The following is a 21389-nucleotide window of genomic DNA, read 5'->3' on the forward strand; positions in this document are numbered from 1 at the left end:
GGGCGGACGTCGGGGACTACCTTGCTGGATGTGCTCCCGCTGTGTCCATGGGCGACGAGATCGTCGTCACAGCCGTCCAGGTCCGGGGAAGTGTTCCAGCGGCTGTATGCGGCGGGCCGGTGACAGATCGGGGCCCCGCCCGCCCTGGTCGTTGTTGATGCCGGCGATGGCGTAACCCGACTGAGCTTCCTGCTTGCGGGCTTGCCCGTTGACCTGCTGGGCCGGATATGTTCGGACCGCGTCCTGTACTTCCCGCCCCCACCCCCGCCGCAGCCAGCCCGGCACGGGCGGAAGCCCAAGCGTGGGGCGGAGCTTAAGTTCGAGGATCCGGCCAGTCTGACCCATCCAATCACTACGACGACCGACACCACCCACTACGGCAAGGCCGCCGCCACCGCCTGGGACCGTCTGCCCGGCTGCTCGTCCGGTGCTCGGCCTGGGCCGACTACCCCGAAGCACCACTGTCGGTTATCGAAGGCACCGTCATCCGACTCCAAGTCGACCATCTCCGTGGCGACCGCGCCCCAGGCGAGTGTGGCTGTGGTGGTCGCTCGCCGGTCCACAGCCGGGGATGTGGACCGTGTGCCGTTCGGAAACTCGTCGTTCCCGGTCAGGCGGCGTATCTGTACTCGTTGATCACGCCGCCGAGTATTCGGGTGCGCAGAACCCGGTGAGCGGAGGGGGCGAGCATGGACGTCGGGTGCTCCTGGAGGAGGGGAGGGAGGTGCCCACGAGCCTGGTGGGGGCGATGACCGTTGTAATGCCGGGCGTAAGCATCGAGGACCTGCCGAGCGTGCGTCTCGTTCCAGATCAAGAGGTGGTCGAGGGCCTCGCGGCGCATGGTGCCGATGACACGTTCGCAGTGCGCGTTCATCCGTGGGGACCGTGGCGCGGTCCTCACGACCTGGGTGTCGTCGGCTTTGAAGACCGCGTCGAAGGACTCGGTGTACTTCGCATCCCGGTCGCGGAGCAGGAAACGCAGCGAGTCCACCCGAATACCCAACTCGACGGCGAGGTTTCTTACCTGCTGCACCGTCCAGGGTCCGGTGAGATGGGCGGTCACTCCCGCGATGTGCAGCCGGCGTGTGCCGTGCTCGAGGAACACCAGCGCGTACACCCGGCGCAGATCGACCAAGTCGATGTGGAAGAAGTCGCAGGCGATGATGGCTTGGGCCTGAGCGGTCAGGATATCGCGCCATGTCGGACGGCTGCGGCGTGGGGCTGGATCGATGCCCGCCGCGGTGAGGATCTCCCAGATCGTCGTCGAGCCGACTGGGTGTCCGAGCCGGACCAGCTCGCCCTGAATTCTTCGACAGCCCCAACGCGGATTCTCCCTGGCGAGCCGCAGCACCAGAGCTTTCACCGCACCCGCCGTCGAAGGTCTCCCGGGCCTGCGTCTGCGCTTGCTGTAGTCCCACTTCCGGGCGATCAGCCTGCGGTGCCACGCCAACAGCGTCGCGGGGCGTCACCGGGAACACCTGCGCCCACCGGCGCCGGGGGATCAGCGAGGACAGCGCTGCGAACCACAGCCGGTCCGCATGCTCGTAGCGCACCGGCCTCGTGAGCTGCCTGCGCAGCACTGCGTTCTCGTGCCGCAGCACGAGCAATTCCGCGTTCTTGGCTGTGTCCCGGCGTAGCAGCACCGTCGGGACTGTGAGCAACTTCCGAGTCGCCTGGTATAGGAGCGAAACGATCACCCGGACAGGGTTCCAGCAGACCGTGATGGCGCGCCAGACCACCCCAGCGGCCGGGTCCGGACGCCGCCCGCGAGCAGGAGAGATGAGTTTCTGAACGGCACAGGCATGGGCACAAGCCGCGGCCGTACCGAAGAACGAAGTGGCGCTGCTCAGCGCACCGGGTGCGCAGCAGAATGCCTTCGCTGTGCGATATGTGCCCAGTACCACGCCGGACACAGATCCGGGCCGATGGCGGATCTCCATGGCGAGTGCCGACGGTAAGGACGCCATTGTCAAGCAGGTGGAGAACGGTCAGTTCTCCAGCTCGGCTGAATGGACACATCTGGCGTTGGTCTACGACGGGTTCGCCAAGCAGCTCAAGCTCTACGTGAATGGTGAGCTCGAAGAGATCGCCTGTGCGGACACCGACGGGGACGGCGTCTCCGATGAGACCTCATGCGCCGACCGGATCGCGCAGGTGGACGACGTGCTGTCGTTCAAGGGAACGCAGCCGCTGCAACTTGGCCGGGCGAAGACCGGAACCACCTGGGGCCAGTACTGGCCGGGCGCGGTCTCCGATGTGTGGGCGTTCCAGGGGACACTGACCGACGCCCAGGTCGCGCGACTCGCGATCGGCATACCCGGCATGGCCACAGACGTACCCAGCGGCGACTGATTCACCGTGGTGAGCCAGGAACTGCCCGGTTCACTACGCCACAGCCCAGTTCAGACAAGCGCGAGCTTTCGTTCCACCGCCGGACGCGTGCGTCCGTGGTGCACACAGTGAGGGATGAGAACAGGGATGAACGGCAGACCTCGGAAGCGGTTACGCTCGCTGCGCCCTCGCGTTGCGATGGCCTCGGCTGTGGTCATGGTCGCCACCTTGCTGCAGGGGATGACGCAGCCTGCTCTCGCCGCCGATGACGGAAAGGGCCGTCCTGACCTTCCGCGCGCCGAGAAGCCCGTCCGCGGCACGGTTGGCAAGGTCAAACCACGCACCATGATGAAGGGACCGCGAACCCCGCAGGCGGCCCCGCGCGTCGCTTGGCCCAAGGCCGCCTCAGCGGTGGTGAAGCTGCCGGGAGCAGGTGCGAAGGCGTCAGCGTCGGCGATACCGGCCCAGGGTCTGCCGCTGGCACTGGATACAGATGGTAAAACGGGCGCGGCACGTGGCGAGGTCGCTGCCCGCGTACTGGACCACAAGGCCGCCGCGAAGTCCGGCGTCGACGGTCTCCTGTTCTCTCTTCAACCCAAAACGGGTGAGAAGGCCACGAAGGACACCGCGTCAGGGCGGGTGCGGGCCAGAGTCGACTACTCGTCCTTCGCGCAAGCCTACGGTGGTGGCTACGCCTCCCGGTTGACGCTGGTCAAGTTACCCGCCTGTGCCCTCACCGCCCCCGACCGACCGGGATGCCGCACGCTCACCCCCCTCGCGGCGATCAACGATGCAGAGAAGCACACCCTCCTCGCGCCGAACGTGGTCTTGCGCGCGGACACGCCGACGGTACTGGCGGCGGTGGCGGAGGAACAGGGCGAGAAGGGGGACTACAAAGCCACTTCTCTCTCCCCCTCAGCCGCATGGAACACCAACCTGAACACCGGGGACTTCACCTGGTCGTACGCCATGCCCGTACCGGACGTACCAGGGGACCTGACACCGACTGTGGGTTTGTCGTACTCCTCGGGCGGGATCGACGGCCGCACCACGAACACCAACAACCAGGCCTCGTGGGTCGGCGACGGCTTCGACCTCTGGCCGGGGTTCATCGAGCGCCGCTACAAGCCGTGTGCGGACGACGGAGTGAAGAACGCAGACGGCAACAAGCCCGGCGACCTGTGCTGGGCCTATGACAACGCGTACATGTCCTTCAACGGCAAGGGCGGGGAACTGGTCCCGAACGGGACGGATTCCTGGAAACTCAAGAGCGACGACGGCACGAAGATCGACCGGCTCTACGGTTCGGACACCAACGTACGCGGCAACGGTGCGCGGAAAGACGAGTACTGGCGAGTCACCACGCCCGACGGCATCCGTTACTACTTCGGCTACAACCGCCTGCCCGGATGGGCCGACGGCAAGGAAACGACCGACTCCACCTGGACAGCCCCGGTGTTCGGGGACGACGCGGACGAGCCCTGCCACGGTGCGGCGTTCGCCGACTCCTGGTGCCAGCAGGCATGGCGGTGGAACCTCGACTACGTCGTGGACCCGCACGGCAACGCCATCGCGTACTACTACGACAAGGAGACGAACTCCTACGGCCGCAACCTGGAGGCCAAGGACAACACCCGCTACGTCCGCGGCGGCAACCTGGACCGAATCGAATACGGGCTGCGATCCTCCTCCATGTACGGCACCAAGCCGCTGGCGAAGGTCGACTTCACCAGCGGCGAGCGCTGCCTGCCCGACACACAGAGCGACTGCGCCTCCATCGACAAGGACGCGTTCGCCTGGTACGACACCCCCTGGGACCTGAACTGCACAGCAGACGAGGACTGCGACGAGGGCCGCTTGGCCCCGGTCTTCTTCACCCGTAAGCGGTTGACAAAGGTCACCACTCAGGTTCTTGAGGGCGGTGCCCCCAAGGCCGTCGACTCATGGAGCCTGGTCCACCGGTGGGGCAAGGCTGACACCGACTACCAGCTGGAACTGGAGTCCATTCAGCACACTGGCCACACGGCTGAGCCGGCCATCACGTTGCCGAAGACGACCTTCGCCTACACCCAGCTGGCCAACCGACTGGACAAGACCGGCGACGGCTACGCGCCCTTCATCAAAGACCGCCTGTCCACGGTCGCCGACGAGTCCGGCGGCCAGATAGACGTCAACTATTCTGCCGAGGCCTGTGACTGGGGCTCTCTGCCGACCCCGCAGACGAACACCACCCGCTGCTTCCCGCAGTACATCGGCGGCAGCACCAGCGATGCCCCTGAACGGCAGTGGTTCAACAAGTACGTGGTCACTTCGACGACCACCACCGACCGTACCGGCGGCGCACCGGACCAGGTCACCGCCTACGACTACAAGGGCGGCGCTGCCTGGCACTTCGACGATGACGACGGGCTGACCAAGGAGAAGTTCAAGACCTGGTCGCAGTGGCGCGGCTACGGACAGGTCCGTGTGCAGACCGGTGGCCAGGGTGGCTCGAAGGCGATGAAGTCGCAGGAAGACACGTACTTCCTGCGTGGCATGGACGGTGACCGCAAGGACACCGGAGGCGGCACGAAGAGCGTGTCGGTCAGCCTGGAAGACGGCGAGGGCGACCCCATCACCGACCACGAGTCGGCCAACGGCTTCGCCTACAAGACCGTCAGCTACTCGGGACCCGACGGAAAGGTCCTGGCCAAGAAGGTCAACCGTCCCTGGCACCACGAGACCGCCAAGAAGACGCGAGACTGGGGCACGGTCACCGCCAACTTCGCCGGAACAGCGCACACCAAGACATTCACCTCCCTGGATGACGGCGCCGGCGCCAAGTGGCGAACGGTCTCGACGGCCACCAGCTACGACACCGTCGCAGGCAGGGTCACCCAGGTTGACGACTTCGGCGACATCACCACCGCTGCTGACAACACATGCACCCGCACCACCTACGCCACCAACACCGACAAGAACATCCTCACCCTTCCCTCCCGGGTCGAGACCGTTGCCAAGGCCTGCGACGCTGCGGTCAGCCGACCCGGTGATGTCAATTCCGACACCCGGACCGCCTACGACGGCGGTGCCTACGACGCGGCACCCACCAAGGGAGACGCCACCGGGGAAGCGGTGCTGAAGGCGTACGACGGATCCACGGCCGTCTACCTGGAATCCGGCTCCACCTACGACTCCTACGGCCGAGCCCTGACCAGCACCGATCTGACCGCCAACGTCACGGTTACCGCGGCAGGCACACTCACCCGGACACCCCGTAGCGACGGCCGCATCACCACCACGGCCTACATCCCTGCGACGGGCATGCCCACCAGCATGGAAGAGACCTCGCCGCCCGCCAAGAGCGGCGACGCGAGTACCGCGCAGACGACCACTACCACCCGCGATGCGCTACGCGGGCTGCCACTGAAGCAAAGCGACACCAACGAGAAGACCACCAGCTACGCGTATGACGCACTGGGCCGCTCCACCAAGGTGTGGCTGGCCGACCGGCTCACAAGCCAGACCCCGACCTACGAGTTCACCTACCACGTCACCGAGAACCAGCCCGTCGTCGTCGGCACGAAGACCCTGGGCAACAACGGCGCGCAGCGCACCTCCTACACCCTCTACGACGGCCTCCTGCGCGAGCGGCAGACACAAGCACCCGGCCCGAAGGGTGGCCGACTGCTCACAGACGTCTTCTATGACGAACGCGGTCTGAAGTCGAAGGACTTCGCCACCTACTACACGGACGGCAAACCGGCCACCACACTCTTCAAGCCCGAGGACGCGCTGAGCGTCGAGACACAGAACCGCTATGCCTACGACGGCCTGGGCCGACAGACCGAGGCACGGCAGATCGCCGGAAACGGCGACGGCGGGACCGTGCTGGGCGTCACCAAGACCATATTCGGCGGCGACCGCACCACGGTCATCCCACCGGTCGGGGGCACCGCGACCACCACCCTCACCGACGCCCGCGGCCGCACCACCGAACTGCGGCAGCACCATCAGCGCAGCGTCGACGCCGCTTACGACACCACCGCCTACACCTATACCTCCCGGGGTGAGCTCCAGGAGGTCTCCGACCCCGCGAAGAACACCTGGCGCTACACCTACGACCTCCTCGGCCACCAGACCCAGGCAAACGACCCGGACAAAGGCACCACCCACAGCACCTACGACGACCGTGGCCAACTGACCTCCACCACCGACGCACGCAACACCACCCTCGCCTATGTCTACGACGGCCTCGGCCGCAAGACCGAATTGCACAAGGACTCACCCAGCGGCGAGCTGAGAGCAAAATGGGTCTACGACACCGTCAAAGACGCGAAGGGATACCTGGCGGAATCCACCCGCTACGACGACGGCCGGGCCTACACCTCCAAGGTCGTGGCCTACGACCGCCTCTACCGAGCGCTGCGCACGTCCGTCACCATCCCCGCCGAAGAGGGCGAGCTCCAGGGCACCTATCTGTCCGCGACCACGTACAAAGCCTCCGGACTCGTGGAAGGAAAGGGCTACCCCAAGGCCGGATCCCATCCGGCAGCCACCGTCGTCTACACCTACGAGGACGAGACCTTGCGTCCCGTCGCCATCGACGGCGGCCAGGGAGTGAAGTCCACCACGCTCTACAGCCTGACCGGGAAGCCCAGCCAGTACGAACTCTCCAGCAGCGGAAGCAAGAAGACCTGGCTCACCAACACCTACGAGTGGGGTACCCAGCGGCTGGCCACCGCTCGTGTGGACCGGCAGGACGTGGCAGGCGTCGACCAGTACAGCACGTACGGCTATGACGAGTCGGGCAATGTGCTGTCAGTGTCGGACGTCTCCCGCTCCGGCACGGACAACCAGTGCTTCACCTACGACTACCTGCGGCGCCTGACCGAGGCATGGACCCAGGACCAGAAAAGCTGCGCCACCACACCGAGCGGCAGCGTCGTGGGTGGTCCGGCGGCGTACTGGAACTCCTACACCTACGACCAGATCGGCAACCGCCGCACCGAAACCCTGCACGACACCAGCGGCGACAGCACCAAGGACACCAAGCGCACCTACACATACCCCGATCCAGGTCCCAGGAGTGCACGGCCGCACGCCATGACCTCCGTCACCGCCACCGGCCCCACCGGCACCGCCAAGGACGACTACGGGTACGACGAAACCGGCAACACCACCACCCGCACGACTGGCGGTGACACCCAGACCCTTCGCTGGGACGCCGAAGGACACCTGGCGAAAGTCACCGAACCGGTCGAGGGCGGAAGTGACAAGGTCACCGAATACCTCTACGACGCCGACGGCAACCGCCTGATCGCACGTACCCCCACCGAGACCACCCTCTACCTCGGCACCACCGAAATCACCCTGCCCAAGGGCTCCACCACCCCCAAGGTCACCCGCTACTTCGACCTCGGCGGCGGCCACCAGGCAGTCGAGGAAGACGACGGCACCGTGTCCTTCACGGTGGCCGACCACCACGGGACCGCCCAACTCGCCATCGATGCCGCCACACAGAAGCTCACGCAGCGCCGCACTCTGCCCTTCGGCGGCGTGCGAGGCCAGCAGCCCACCACCTGGCCCGGCACCAAGGGCTTCGTAGGCGGCACCGACGACACCAAAACCACCGGCCTCACCCACCTTGGCGCCCGCGAATACGACCCCACGACCGGACGCTTCCTCTCCGTCGATCCGGTCATGGACCTGACCGATCCCCAGCAGATCCATGGCTACAGCTACGGCAACAACAACCCTGCGACCTACAGCGACCCCAACGGTTTGCGCCCTGACGGCCCGGCCGGCGGAGCCGGCTACAACGATGACGCGGCAAACCGTGAGCAGGGTAGGCAAGGCAGCGGATGGGTCCTGGACAACTCCGGCGGATGGACCTACCGGCACGAACGGTACTGGCCGAACCCCGGAGGATCACGCAAGAGCGCTCGCACGCTCGACTACACGTGGTCCTGGAGGGCGCAGTCCAAAGGTGCCAAGAGCCGCGGGCCTTGGATCACCGTCCTGGGGGAAGACGAGAAGCCTGGGTTCTTCGAACGGCTCTTCACCTCTGCCGCCACCTTCTACGGCGAGGTCACCAATGTTGCGCCCGCGATCGACTGCGCAACTGGGGACGTGTCGCGGTGCACGGATTTCGGAAGCGGAAAGGTGCAGGCGCTCAAAGCCCTGGGGAGAGCAATCAAGGGCACGAGCAAAGGGCCTGAATGTCACAGCTTCCTGCCCGGGACAGATGTCCTCCTCGCAGACGGATCGACCAAGAATATCGAGGAGGTCAAAACCGGTGACCAGGTGACCGTCACCGACCCCGCCACGGGCCGTACCACTGTACGCAAGGTCGCAGGCACCATCGTCACGGAAGAAGACAAGAAGTTCGTCGATCTCTCAATCACCACTGGTGATGCTGAGAAGAGCGCGGCCCTCATCTCCACAGTTACACATCCCTTCTGGGTAGAGAGCGAGGATCGCTGGGTCGACGCCGGAGACCTGAAGCCCGGCATGACCCTCCGGACCTCGAACGGTGACACCGCAAAGGTTCAGAGTGTTCGCTACTTCGAACGCCGCCAACGCACCCATGACCTCACCATAAGCGGCATCCACACGTACTATGTGCTGGCGGGTGAGGCGTCCGTCCTCGTTCACAACACCGGTCCGGGATGCGGTCCTAATATTTCGACGCGTTACGAGAAAGCTGGTGATCTCGGCAAATACACCGAGGGGCAAAAGACTCGGGACCCGGCATCGCAGTGGTATCACGAGTACCTGAGCGAGGAAGAACTCTTGGACGGGGTCAATAAGGCCCCCAAGGGAGACGGAATTCTTGTGTCACGTGACGGAACAATTCTTGGCGGTCATCATCGCTGGGATGAAATTCAAACGAGGGTCAACGACGGGCGTCTCGACCCCGATAAGCCAATCCGTATCGATGTCTACGGTGGAGAGTAGCGCTCTGATGTCCATGATTTATTCGACCGACCCCGACTTCCGGGTGTGCCGGATCGATTTCAATACGCTACTCGAGATCCAGTTGGAGGCGGAGGACCAAGGCTGGGCTACGCGGTGGAGCTCTGTGGATGCACTCCGCAGTCAAGTCAAGGAAGAGACCGTGTTCCTTCAGTCGCTGATGCGTGAGGAAAGAGCAGGGGCTGTGCGGGCCTACCGGTGTCTCTTGCTGTTCTCGACCGCGGGTGGCGAGAATGCGGGCGGAATTGCCACCATCGATCTTGATCCGGCGAGGTTTGAATCGCTGGAACGTCTCGATCGAGACTCGGATGTCCGGAAGGCGCTTGTCCGGATATTCTCCCTGGCGTTGGGTGGCATTTCGGCAGTCTCAAAGAAATAGCGAGATCTGTCAATGGTCAACCATTGGCGGAGCGGTTGCAGGTCGTGTTGGCGAACTTCCCGTCTCTCCAAGTCGAAAACTGATCTCTGACGCGAAGCTTGGCCGCCCGGCGGGGGATTCCCTGTCGATAACGGCCAGCGATAACCCCAGAGGGCCCACCGGAATGATGTCCCGGTGTGGCCTCTGGGATGTCTGACGGCAGTAGTTGACGGCAACGTCAGCGGACGGGGGTTGCGCAGAGGGGGGTTCGTCGCCGCCGCCGGGCTTGCCGGTGATCTCGGCGGGGTTGCGGAGAGCGTGGCCGAGAAGGTCGATGGCGTCGCGCTGGAGGCGGAGCCGGACGTGGGCGTACACGGTGGCGGTGACGCCGATGTGGGTGTGCCCCAAACAACTCCTTGATCACCACGAGTTCGACCCACTGCTCCAGGAGGAGCGTCGCTGGCGAGTGTCGGAGGTCGTGGAATCGGATGCGGTGGAGCTTGGCCTGACGGAGCAGGGTGTTGAAGTGCCGGGTGAGGGTGGCTCCCTCGATCGGGGCTCAGTCGGATCGGGTGAAGACGTAGCCGCTGTCCTTCCAGCCCGTCCCGGCCGCTTCGCGATCCTGGCGTTGGCGGTTGTGGTGCTGCTCGAGAGAGTGCAGGCATGGCGTCGGCAGGGCGATGCGCTGTTCGGAGCTCTGGGTCTGCCCGGCGACGAGTCCGGCGCCGCCACCTGGGGACGGCTCTCGGCCGCCGGGATACAGCGCGCTCGGCCCCGCCCGACCAACGACATGTGGATCGCCGCCTGCGCTCTCACCTACGACCTGCCGCTGGCCACCCTCAACCTCAAGGACTACGAGGACTTCCGCCTCCACCACGGCCATCCTCGGCGCCGAGTAACGGTCGCGTCTGACGGCAACGCTGACGGCAACAGGACCCGACACCGCCGCACTTCCACGAACCTCAGCGGACAAGCAAACGTTGCCCTACCTGCGAAGACCCAGGTAGGGCGGGGTAGGCCCGCACACGTACTATGTGCTGGCGGGCGAGACGCCGGTACTCATTCACAATTCGAGTGGAATCTGCGGAACCGCGGGGCTGGAGAACAGGGACTGGCAGCATATTCTGGACCGCCACCGGCCCGGTGGTGCGCTGGTGAGCGTGTCTGAAAGATCGTGTAAGTCCGTGATGTGACAGGCTGGCCGAGGCCCGGCCTCGGGCCTTGGCCAGCCGGGACGGACAGAACATGGCGGACAACGACACCTCGACCGCCGTATCGGTCGAGGACAAGCTGGTGAACGAGGTCGTCGAGCGGCTGATGGACCGCGCCGACGCATCAGGAGCTGCGCTGCTGGGTGAGGGCGGGCTTTCGGCCGAGGTCACCCGTGCGGTGCTGGAGCGGGCTCTGGATGCCGAAATGAGCGAGCACCTCGGCTATGAGAAGCACGATCCGGCCGGCCGGGGGTCGGGCAACAGCCGCAGTGGGACCTCGCCGAAGGCCGTGCTGACCGATGCGGGTGCGGTCACGGTGGCCGTTCCGCGGGACCGCAACGGCTCTTTCACGCCGAGGCTGGTGCCCAAGCACGCCAGGCGGCTGGCTGGGTTCAACGAGCAGATCCTGTCGCTGTATGCCCGCGGCATGAGCGTGCGCGACATCCGCTCCCACCTGGCCGCCATGTACGACGTGGAGGTTTTACCGGACCTGATCAGCAAGGTCACCGATGCCGTCGCCGACGAACTGGCCACATGGCAGAACCGGCCGCTGGACGCGATCTGGCCGATCATCTACATCGACGCCCTATGGATCAAGATCCGCTCCGGATCAGTGGTCTCCAAGCCGGTCTACCTCGCCGTCGGCGTCGACATGGACGGCCGCAAAGACGTCCTGGGCCTATGGGCCGGCGACGGAGGTGAAGGCGCTACGACATGGATGACCGTGCTCACCGAACTGCGCAACCGCGGGGTGGAGGACGTGTGCATTGTCGCCTGCGACGGCCTGAAAGGCCTCCCGGAGGCGGTTACCGCGACCTGGCCCAGAACCACGGTGCAAACGTGCGTGATCCATCTGATCCGGGCCTCGCTGCGACTCTCCTCCAGCCGTGACCACCCCAAGCTCGTCCCCGCGCTCAAAGCGATCTACACGGCGCCGACCGAACAGGCCGCCGAACAGGCGCTGGAGGAGTTCACCGCCTCGGAACTGGGCCAACGCTATCCGGCGGTCGTGCGGACCTGGCAGGCCGCCTGGAGCGAGTTCACCCCCTACCTGGCGTTCCCACCGGAGATAAGGAAGGTCGTCTACTCGACGAACCTGATCGAGTCGATCAACGCCCGGTTGCGGAAGACCACCCGCAACCGCGGCCATTTCCCCTCCGAGCAGGCCGCACTGAAGGTGCTCTACCTCGCAGTGCGCGAGCTGATCACCCCCAAGGCCAGCGATATCAACCACGTCGCGGCACACTGGAAGAAGGCGCTGAACCAGTTCTCGCTGTTCTTCGAGGACCGGCTCAACACCACATGAGTTCCAAGGACTTACACAAAGACACTGACACGTCCGCGCTGGTCGACGACGAGGCGGGTATCTCCATCGGCAAGGAGAAGAAGGTCCGTCATGATGCTAGGCAATCATCGGATGGCTGAATTGATCGGTTCCGGCGCTCGATACGCACCTCAAATCCTCGGATATCCGCTGCATCTTGGTGCTGCTGGACCGCAGCAATCGGGCAGTCTGGATGACCTTGGATGTCAGTCCATGGATGGTGCTTGGGCTGCCGAAGTTGCGAGGGCTTGATCTTCCACTTCCCCCGGGGCGTTTCACTCTTTGGGCTGGCTTTCCTGTTGCTGTCGGGTCCGGATACGGACGACCGGGCAGGCTGGTGGTTGTGGCGGACGATCGTGATGCGATGGTGGACCGGGGCGGTTCGGGTGGCGATGCGAGTGGTGCCGGTCGCCGTCGGGCTGTGTGTTTCGAGTTCCGTATCGATACGGTTCAGGGGCCGGGAGCGGAAGCTCTGGCTCGGCAGCAGGTGACCGTATTGCGTGATGTGGTGAGCTGGGTCGCGCAGCAGAGAGAGCAGAGCCGTGCTTCCGCGCCGACCGCGCATGACAGGGGCGGGCCGGTGGGCCAGGAACCGGACCTCACGTCATCGCCATCCGAGGGGTAGTCCCCGGCCCCTTCTGACCTGTGCGCCTTGCGGTGGGTGACCGGCTGCTTGCTGGAGTTACCCCCTCTGGTTCGAACCTGCGACGCCGAGGGCCGATGCTGACGTTCCTCGTCCAGCTTCGTTGACCTGCGGAGACGTGAGGTGAAGACGGGTTGTGCGGCTGGGCCGGGTCTGTGCGCGGCCAGCTGTGTCCTGGTGCCGCAGGTAGCCCCACGGGTAGTCGTGTGACGTCTCTGACCTGCGGCAACGCAGGGTGTAACCAAGTGCCCCCGGCGGGACTCGAACCTGCGGCGCGGCTCGTGGGCTGAGCCGGTGTTGTCCGGGATGACGGTCGGTGGGTCTCAAGATGGTGGGTTGTTCGACTGCGGCGGGATCGACGTCGCTCAGCTTGATTATCAGGCGCGTGTGTGTGGTGTGGACCCGATGGACTCGAAGAGGCTGATCGAATTGGCCTCGGTCGGCGTTGCGGCCCTGGCGTGGCGGGAGGGTCCGGTTGAGGACTGGCACGCGGCCCAGGACGGCATCGGAGAGGCCGAGATGATGCGTTTGAATGCCGCTGCTACTCGTACCGCCCATGATCATTTGAGGGCGGAAGCCCGGGTTGACCTTCCACTGGAAGATGCCCGCTTGCCAAGTGGAGGCGCTGCCTCGATATTCGCCCCACTGCCCCGGGTGCTGGCTGATCCGCAGCGCAGTCTTCCCGATGGCCGTGTGCTGCGTGACCTGGCGCCCGACCCTGGCGCGTGGGAAGAATTCGCAGGGCATGTCTGCGCGCACTGCGGCCGGTGGGCTGGCCTGGAGACCGCATACGGACCTCGGTCTGTGCTGATCCTGCTGGCCTGTCACGCCGTAGGTCGCGTCAGGAAGTGGTGGCTGCTGCCGGACTGGTCGGCCCGCGTACAAGAGTTCCTTCGACGACTGGATGATCCGGAGGCTTGGGACGACAGGCAGGTGGCTCACTATCTGCGGCAGCAGCCGCCCCCACGCACCGCGGATCGGTATGCCTTGAGGCAGCGGTTGCTCGACGGACCGGACCGGTGCACTGCCGCGGCCGCCGACTACTGCCTACGAACCGGTCTTGGGCTGCTCGCGCCTTCGGACTACGGGTGGCCCGGCTACTCCCGACACGCGATGCCAGCGGCCTGCCGCGCCCTCGTCGTTCCTCCAAACCCTCCAGACGTGACACGGCGGTAGAGAATCGCTCACCGCTGTCGGCCAGTACCACGGCCGCCGTCCCGCCCGAGCACATTCCGGCTTGTGAAAACAGATGGTCCGGAAGTCATGTGTCCAAGAATGCGCTGAATCTCGGTCTTTTAGTGTGCAGGAGGAGACCGACTGAGGAGAGCCGATGCAGCTCTTGGATCTGGACAAGATCACATTGGGTATGTCGGGCGCGTGGGCGGGGTTTCTGCGGGATTGGGATCGGACGCTGCGGGCGGGGAACTATCCCGAAACCACCCGCTACAACTACCTGCTGGCCGTAGCCCAGCTGGCCCGATACCTCGGTGGTCGTGGCTCAGGAGGCGAAGAGGGAACGCATGATCCGCTAAACGTCACGAAGCCGCAGATCGAGGCATTCCAGGCGTGGATGATCAGCAGTCGGTCAGCCTCGACCGCAGTGAACAAGCACAAGGCGCTGCAGCAGTTCTTCAAGTGGCTGGCGGTCGACGAGGGGGAGATCGACCGTTCGCCGATGGAGCACGTCAAGCAGCCCAGGACCTCCCAGAAGCTCATCCCGATTGTGCAGGCTGAGGACACCTCCAAGATCCTGGCCGCTTGCCGAGGGAAAACGTTCCTACAGGTCCGTGACGAGGCGATCATCCGGCTGCTGTGCAATACGGGCGCGCGTCTGTCCGAGGTTGGCTTCCTCAAGGTGGAGGACATCGACCTGAACACTGACTCGGTCCACTATCACGGGAAGGGCAGTAAAGACCGCCGCGTACGCTTCGGCCACCGGACCGCCCGGGCACTCAGCCGCTACCTGCGGGCTCGGGCACAGCACAATGGCGCGCCGTTGCCCGACTTGTGGCTTGCCGACCGCGGTGGCCGGCCACTGGCCCCCAACGGCATCAAGATCATGGTCAGGCGACGCGGATTGGCCGCTGGACTGACCGGTATCCATGCTCACCGCTGGCGACACGCCTTTGCCCACGCATGGAAACGTGCTGGTGGAGATAGTGGTGACCTGATGCTGCTCATGGGATGGACTTCCGATGACATGCCCCGCCACTACGGTGCCAGCGCAGCAGCGGAACGTGCCCAGGAGACCCACCTCAGGATGGGAATCGGGGATGATGTCTGAACCCTCTCAAAGGCGAGTTCGCAAGCCGGGTCAGACTGCCCAGCAGCGGAGGTACCGCGCGAGGTTGGCCGCGCACGCGTCCTGGGCGAATACCAGTGACCGGACGGCTCGCACCGCGGCGGGCACGGCGGCGTTCCTCGAGCGGTTCGAACGCCAGGTGGACCCAGAGGGGGCCCTCCCGCCCAATGTCCGCCAGCAGATGGCGGTACACGCCCGAACGGCTTACATGCTGCAACTCGCGAAGCGTTCCGCTGAGGCGCGACGTCGAAAGCGGAGCGAAGGATGATCCTGGGGGCGCATCCTGGGCGGCGCGGGGGCACTGCCCTTGCCGAGAATGTCATCCATGCAGGTCACGCGGCATGTCGGTACTCGTGAAGGATCCCGCCGAGTCGATCGCTTCGTCGTATGTCGAGACGGCTGAGTTGCTCAGGATCGTCGATCGGCGTGGGTAAGGCGTGCAGCGGTCTGGCGTTCGCGATGCCCTGGTGCGGCCGGTGTGCGTTGTAGAACTGCTTGAACTCGCGCAAGATGTGGAGCAGGTGCCGATGGTTCCAAACCAGGGTGCGGTGCGGTCCAGGAGTTCCCGTCTGTAGGTCTGTACCCACCGTTCCATGATCGAGTTCATTCTCGGCATCTGAACGGCGCCGAGCACGACCTCGATCCCTGCATCCGCCAGGATGGCATCGAACAGGTCGGAGAACTTTCCGTCCCGGTCCCTGATCATGTAACGCGCTCGGCAGCCCGCGTCCTCAAGATCCATGGCGAGGGTCTTCGCGGTCTGCGCCACCCATGAAGAGGTTGGGTGCGCGGTGGCACCCAGGACCCGGATCCGTCGGCTGGCATGCTCGATGACGGCAAGCACGTACATCCGAGCCCCGGACAGGGTGACCGTTTCGAAGAAGTCACAGGCCAGTAGGGCGTCGGCCTGGGAGCGCAGGAAGTTCGCCCAGGTGCTGGCGGACCGCTCGGATGCTGGATCGATACCGGCCTCTTGCAGGATCTCCCAGACGGTTGAAGCGGCCACTTTCACGCCCAGGACGAGCAGTTCGCCGTGCAGGCGGCGATATCCCCAGCCGGGGTTCTTCCGCACTAGGCGCAGCACCAGGGCCCGCACGGAGTGCACGGTCCGCGGCCGTCCCGAACGCTTGGGCCGGGAGGCGGGCAGCATGGCGGCGGGTGAGAAGGTCGAGGTGCCGGCGGAGCACTGTGTCCCGACGCACCAGCAGCCGCACTCCGCGGAGCACGTCCATGGGGAGCCGGTGCAGCAGCGCCGCCGGAAATGCTCGGTCGCTCGGAGTGAACCGTGCCCGGTCCTTACCGAGTTGGCGTTCCAGCACCGTGATCTGGTGCGCAAGGCGAGTATCTCAACAGCTTTGTCTCGATCGCCCATCGGTAGCAGGCGCAGCATGGCGAACGCATTCGTCACGCCCAAGTAGGCCAGTCGCAGCAGCACGGTCGATCATCTTGTCGCGGCGAGCACCAACCTCGCGAGAGCGCCCGTTCAGGCGACTTCTCCGGTCGACCTCCCGTACACGGCGCGCACCTCCTCCCACCAGGGCGGATGAGGTTTTCGGCAAGAGCACGCGCCCACTTTCACCCCCAGCACGAGCAACTCGCCGTGCAGGCGCCTGTACCCCCAGCTCGGGTTCTCCTTCGCCAGCCGCAGCACCAGGATGCGGACGGAGCGCGCGGTGCAGGGTCGTCCCGGGCGTTTGGGCCGGCAGGAGGCGGCATGACGGCGTTTGACGAGGGTGCGGTACCAACGCAGCACCGTGTCGGGGCGGACGAGTAGCCGTAGTCTTCGCAGGACGTGAAGTGGCAGCCGGTGCAGCAGCGCCGCCAGGAACGCCCGATTGCCGGGCGTGAACAGGACCTTGCCCTTGTCGAGTTGACGTTCCAAAACGGTGACTTGGTGGCGCAGCGCGAGGATCTCCGCGCACTTGTCCCGGTCGGACATCGGCAGCAGGCGCAGCATCGCGAACGCGTTCGTCACGCCGAGGTAAGCCAGTCGCAGCAGCAGCACGGCCGATCATCTTGCCGCGGTGAGCGTCGGCCTCGCGAGAGCGCCTGTTCTGGCGACTTCGCCGGTCGACCTCCGGTACACCGCGCACACCCCCTTCCACCAGGGCTGACGACATTTTCGGCAAGCGCAATCGCGGTGCTGTTGTAACGATCCCCTTGCTCTGTTATTCCGTAATAACGTAACCTCGACCCATGGCCGATGAGTCCCTCGATGAGCGGGTCGCCGCGCTCGAAGAGCGGGTGACGCGACTGGAGTCCGCGCCGCCGGAGGCAGACCGGGACGAGGTGTTCTGGGCGCTCGAGGGGCTGCGCCGACGGCTCACGGGGCAGGGGCAGGTGCTGTTCACCGGCGCGGTCGACCTGCCCAACGGCGAGCACTACGAATGGCAGCAGGGCGCGGCGGCGCACGGGCTGCTCGACGCGGACTGGTCCCAACACGCCGCGCCGTACGCCGCGCTGGGCCACCCGGTGCGGCTCACCCTGCTGCGGGCGGTGCTGCGCGGCACCCGCTCCGCGGCCGAACTGCAGGAGACCGCCGGGCTGAACACCACCGGCCAGCTCTACCACCACCTCAAGCAGCTCACGGCGGCCGGCTGGCTCCAGGCCGAGGGACGCGGCCACTACCAGGTGCCTCCGGGCAGGGTGGTGCCGCTGCTCGTGCTGCTGTCCACCGTGGTGCCGACAGGAAACCGAACGACGGGGGAGTGACCCATGGACCGACGGAAATTTCTTACCGTGGCGACGGCGGCGACGGGCGTATCGCTGTTGCCCGGGACCGCCGCCGCGGCCGACGGGACCCTGCCCGCGCGGGTACGGCGTCAACTGGACCGGGCGCTCGCCGCCGGCAGTCCGAGCGCGGTCTGCGGGGTTATCCACGGCGGACGTCCCTACGTGGCGGGCGCGGCCAAGGACGGGGAGGCACCGGCACCGGACGGCCGGACCGTGTTCCAGCTCGGCTCGATCGGCAAGACACTCACCGCCACCGCCCTGGCCCGCGCCGTCTGCGCGGGCGAGACCCGCCTCGACGCACCGCTCGTCCTGCCCGCCCGCTTCCCCGTCCCGCGCAAGGGCCCCCGGCGGATCACCCTGGCCGATCTGGCGACCCACACCTCCGGTCTGCCCTCGCTGCCGCCCAACCTCCTCGCCGGAGCGGATCCCCACGATCCGTACGCCCGCTACACGCTGGACGACCTGGCCGCCGGGCTCGGCGAGACAACCCTGAACAGCGAGCCGGGCAGCACATACGCCTACGCGAACCTCGGCTTCGGACTGCTGGGCCAGGCGCTGGCCTTCGACGCCGTGGACGCGATGCTGTGGCGCCGGGTGGCCGCGCCGCTCCGTCTGTCGGACACCACGACGACCCTGCGGCCGGATATGGCCTCCCGCAAGGCCGTCGGGCATCTCGACGGGGAGGCCGTTCCCGACTGGCACGACCGGGTGCTCAGCGCGGCGGGTACCTCGATCTACAGCACCGCCGATGACATGCTGCGCTTCCTGGGCGCCCAACTCCGCCCGGAGCGCTCGCCCTTGCGGGCCGCCATCGAGCTGACCCAGCGGCCTCACTTCACCGTCGACCGCGACCTGCGGCTCGGCCTCGGCTGGCATCTCAGCCCGCTGCCCAGCGGCCGGACCATGACCTGGCACAACGGCGGCACCGGCGGATTCAGCACCTGCACGGCGTTCAGCCGGGAGAGCGGGACGGCGGTGGTGATGATGGTGAACACCTTCAGCCAGGAGACCGGCTCCGGGGCCCGCCCGGTCGACGAGCTCACCATCGCCCTGCTCGGCGAGCTCGACGCGGACTGAGCCGGATCCCCGCCCCCGACGCCGTGACGCCGGGGGCGGTGGATGCGGGAAGGTGGCCCCACTCGCCGAGTGAACACGTCGTACCGCTTCTCGCTCCGCCCCGGGGCCCGGCGCCGTACCTGAAGGGTGTCCTTATTGCCGTACTGTGGTTGACCTGGGGCTTTGCGATTGTCCGAGTATGGGCATGACCAGTGATCGTGGGTCTGCGACTGCTCTACCTGATCTTCTGCCGACTACTTAGCTGCCTCCTCTTGTTGAGCCGATCGACCGTCGCGAACAACGCCGAGATCCTCGTGCTTCGCCATGAAGTCGCCGTGCTTCGCCGACAGGTCGAGCGGCCGCGGTTCTCGTGGGCTGATCGTGCCATGCTCTCCGCTCTCGCCCGGCATCTGCCACCTGTCTTGCGCTGCCATCGGGTGGTCACACCGGGCACATTGCTGACGTGGCACCGTCGTCTGGTGCGCTGGAAATGGCGCCAAACTCCAACCGCGCCCGGTCGGCCACCGCTTGCGGATGAGATTGCGGCGTTCATCCAGCGCCTGGCGCGAGAGAACCCCACCTGGGGATACGTGAGAATCCAAGGTGAGCTTCGACGGCTCGGCTATCGGGTTGCCGCCGCCACGATCCGGCGCGTTCTGCGCCGCTCCGGTCTACCCCCCCCGCACCGCAGCGATCCAACGTCTCTATGTCTTCTTCGTCATGGAGATCGCCACCCGGCGCGTCCATGTCCCGGGCGTCACCGCCCACCCGACCAGCACATGGGTCACCCAACTCGCCGGCAACCTGCTCATGGACCTCGACGACAGAGCGGGGCGCTTCCGGTTCCTCATCCGCGACCGAGACAGCAAGTTCACCGCCCCTCTCGACGCCGTCTTCGTCGGCAACGGCACAGCCGTCATCCCGACTCCACCACAAAGCCCACGGTCCAACGCCTACGCGGAACGATGGATACGCACAACCCACGCCGAGTGCACCGACCGACTCCTCATCACCGGTGAACGACACCTGCGAACGGTCCTCAACCAGTACGCCGAGCACTACAACGCCGGACGAGCCCACCGCGGCCTGGACCTACGTGCCCCAGACGATGCCCCGAACGTCTTCCCCCTGCCGGCAGCCACGGTCAGGCGCCGCCAGGTGCTCGGTGGACTGCTCAACGAGTATTACCCAAGGCCACCCTGGCTGCCTCATCGTTCGCAGGAAACACCCAGCTCAGCAACCTGATCGGAATATTGACACCCTTCAGGCGTAAGACGGGTGGCAGGTGCCGTGCGAGAGCGGAGAGCACGGCACGATCAGCCCATGAGAGCCGCGGGCGCTCGATCTGCCGGCGAAGCACGGCGACCTCATGGCGAAGCGCGAGGATCTTGGCGTTGTTCGCGGCGGTCGAGCAGCCCAGCAAAAGGAAGCAGCCCAACAGACGGCAGAAGATCAGGTAGAGCAGTCGCAGACCCACGATCAGTGATCATGCCCATACTTGGACGATCGCAAAGCCCAGGTCACCCACCATACGGCAATAAAGACACCCTTCAGGTACGTCAGGATTCAAGGTGAGCTGCGGCGGCTCGGCCATCGGGCCGCGGCCGCCACGATCCGGCGAGTCCTGCGCCGGATCGGTCTACCGCCCGCACCGCAGCGAGTCTCCCAGCAGACCTGGCGTTCCTTCCTGCGCTCCCAGGCCCACACGCTGCTCGCCTACGATTTCATGCACGTGGAGACCGTCTTCCTCAAGCGTCTCTATGTCTTTTTCGTCATGGAGATTGCCACTCGGCGCGTCCATGTCCTTGGCGTCACCGCTCACCCGACCGGCACATGGGTCACCCAACTCGCCCGCAACCTGCTCATGGACCTCGACGACAGAGCCGGGCGCTTCCGGTTCCTCATCCGTGACCGAGACAGTAAGTTCACCGCCGCATTCGATGCCGTCTTGGCTGACAACGGCACACCCGTCGTCCTGACTCCGCCGCAAAGTCCCCGGTCAAACGCGTTCGCCGAACGATGGATACGCACAGTCCGTACCGAGTGCACCGACCGACTCCTGAGCACCGGTGAACGGCACCTGCGTACTGTCCTCAACCAGTACGCCGAGCATTACAACGCGGGGCGGGCTCACCGCAGCCTCGGCCTACGTGCCCCTGACGACGACCCGAACGTCATTCCTCTTCCGGCTGCCATGGTCAGGCGCCGCCAGGAACTCGGCGGGCTGCTCAACGAGTACCGCACCATGTCACCCCGGTTGCCTCATCATCCGCAGGGAAAGCCCAGCTCAGCAGCCTGATCGGAACATTGACACCCTTCAGGGGTATTTGACCAGCGGCGATAAATAACAGAGCCCCACACCCACTCCTCTCGGCGGCACGGCACCGTCCGGCACCGCCGCGTCAGCGGCCCTGCCCCTCGGAGCGACCGAGCAACGTACGTCCCCTTCAGGCTCCGATCCGACGTCAGAGCCG

At 65.8% G+C, this 21389-nt stretch carries 10 protein-coding genes and 5 pseudogenes; 11 read left to right on the top strand and 4 right to left on the bottom strand.

The window, feature by feature from the left end:
* Positions 1-126 precede the first annotated feature (126 nt).
* Complete coding sequence (locus KHP12_RS53560) at positions 127-636, top strand: transposase (RefSeq protein WP_086879383.1); 510 nt, start codon at positions 127-129, stop codon at positions 634-636.
* Here the strand turns inward: KHP12_RS53560 and KHP12_RS39645 are convergent.
* Positions 611-1697: pseudogene (locus KHP12_RS39645) on the bottom strand (integrase core domain-containing protein). The gene KHP12_RS53560 and the pseudogene KHP12_RS39645 overlap by 26 nt on opposite strands.
* A gap of 139 nt (positions 1698-1836) precedes the next feature.
* Between KHP12_RS39645 and KHP12_RS39650 the strand changes: the two are divergent.
* The 3 genes from KHP12_RS39650 to KHP12_RS39660 all read left to right on the top strand — a co-directional run bounded on the left by KHP12_RS39650 (position 1837) and on the right by KHP12_RS39660 (position 9667).
* Entirely contained in the window at positions 1837-2352 is a 516-nt protein-coding gene (locus KHP12_RS39650; RefSeq protein ID WP_211834258.1) for a LamG-like jellyroll fold domain-containing protein, read from the top strand.
* A 219-nt stretch (positions 2353-2571) separates the two neighbouring features.
* Positions 2572-9270, top strand: coding sequence for a polymorphic toxin-type HINT domain-containing protein (locus KHP12_RS39655; protein ID WP_246648823.1), 6699 nt, complete (start codon positions 2572-2574; stop codon positions 9268-9270).
* 7 nt (positions 9271-9277) lie between these two features.
* A complete protein-coding gene (locus tag KHP12_RS39660; RefSeq protein ID WP_086879384.1) occupies positions 9278-9667 on the top strand; it encodes a hypothetical protein in 390 nt (129 codons plus the stop codon).
* A 240-nt stretch (positions 9668-9907) separates the two neighbouring features.
* On the opposite strand, the pseudogene KHP12_RS53915 reads toward KHP12_RS39660, so the two are convergent.
* A pseudogene (locus tag KHP12_RS53915) lies at positions 9908-10352 on the bottom strand (tyrosine-type recombinase/integrase); the annotation flags it as partial.
* A gap of 539 nt (positions 10353-10891) precedes the next feature.
* Here KHP12_RS53915 and KHP12_RS39670 point away from each other — a divergent pair.
* Both KHP12_RS39670 and KHP12_RS39675 read left to right on the top strand, forming a co-directional pair.
* The gene (locus tag KHP12_RS39670) at positions 10892-12163 is read left to right on the top strand and encodes an IS256 family transposase (protein ID WP_086879385.1); all 1272 of its coding nucleotides are present in this window, start codon (positions 10892-10894) and stop codon (positions 12161-12163) included.
* A 1991-nt stretch (positions 12164-14154) separates the two neighbouring features.
* Positions 14155-15108: a tyrosine-type recombinase/integrase gene (locus KHP12_RS39675; protein ID WP_086879387.1), complete on the top strand. Its 954-nt coding sequence runs from the start codon at positions 14155-14157 to the stop codon at positions 15106-15108.
* A gap of 350 nt (positions 15109-15458) precedes the next feature.
* Here KHP12_RS39675 and KHP12_RS39680 read toward each other — a convergent pair.
* A pseudogene (locus tag KHP12_RS39680) lies at positions 15459-16561 on the bottom strand (integrase core domain-containing protein).
* Positions 16562-16690: 129 nt separating this feature from the next.
* A pseudogene (locus KHP12_RS39685) lies at positions 16691-17128 on the bottom strand (integrase); the annotation flags it as partial.
* Between the two features lie 194 nt (positions 17129-17322).
* On the opposite strand from KHP12_RS39685, the gene KHP12_RS39690 reads away from it, so the two are divergent.
* From KHP12_RS39690 to KHP12_RS39710, 5 genes and pseudogenes are all read left to right on the top strand, one after another.
* On the top strand, positions 17323-17838 hold the full coding sequence (locus tag KHP12_RS39690; protein ID WP_086885955.1) for an ArsR/SmtB family transcription factor: 516 nt from the start codon (positions 17323-17325) through the stop codon (positions 17836-17838).
* Between the two features lie 3 nt (positions 17839-17841).
* Positions 17842-18936, top strand: a complete 1095-nt coding sequence (locus tag KHP12_RS39695; RefSeq protein ID WP_086885956.1) for a serine hydrolase domain-containing protein — start codon at positions 17842-17844, stop codon at positions 18934-18936.
* Between the two features lie 365 nt (positions 18937-19301).
* A pseudogene (locus tag KHP12_RS53855) lies at positions 19302-19529 on the top strand (integrase); the annotation flags it as partial.
* On the top strand, positions 19519-20160 hold the full coding sequence (locus KHP12_RS53015) for an integrase core domain-containing protein (protein WP_425574618.1): 642 nt from the start codon (positions 19519-19521) through the stop codon (positions 20158-20160). The pseudogene KHP12_RS53855 and the gene KHP12_RS53015, both read left to right, overlap by 11 nt.
* Before the next feature lie 253 nt (positions 20161-20413).
* Complete coding sequence (locus KHP12_RS39710) at positions 20414-21214, top strand: integrase core domain-containing protein (RefSeq protein WP_208653261.1); 801 nt, start codon at positions 20414-20416, stop codon at positions 21212-21214.
* The last annotated feature ends 175 nt before the right edge of the window (positions 21215-21389 follow it).

Source organism: Streptomyces asiaticus, from assembly GCF_018138715.1.
GTDB classification, from domain to species: Bacteria; Actinomycetota; Actinomycetes; order Streptomycetales; family Streptomycetaceae; genus Streptomyces; species Streptomyces asiaticus.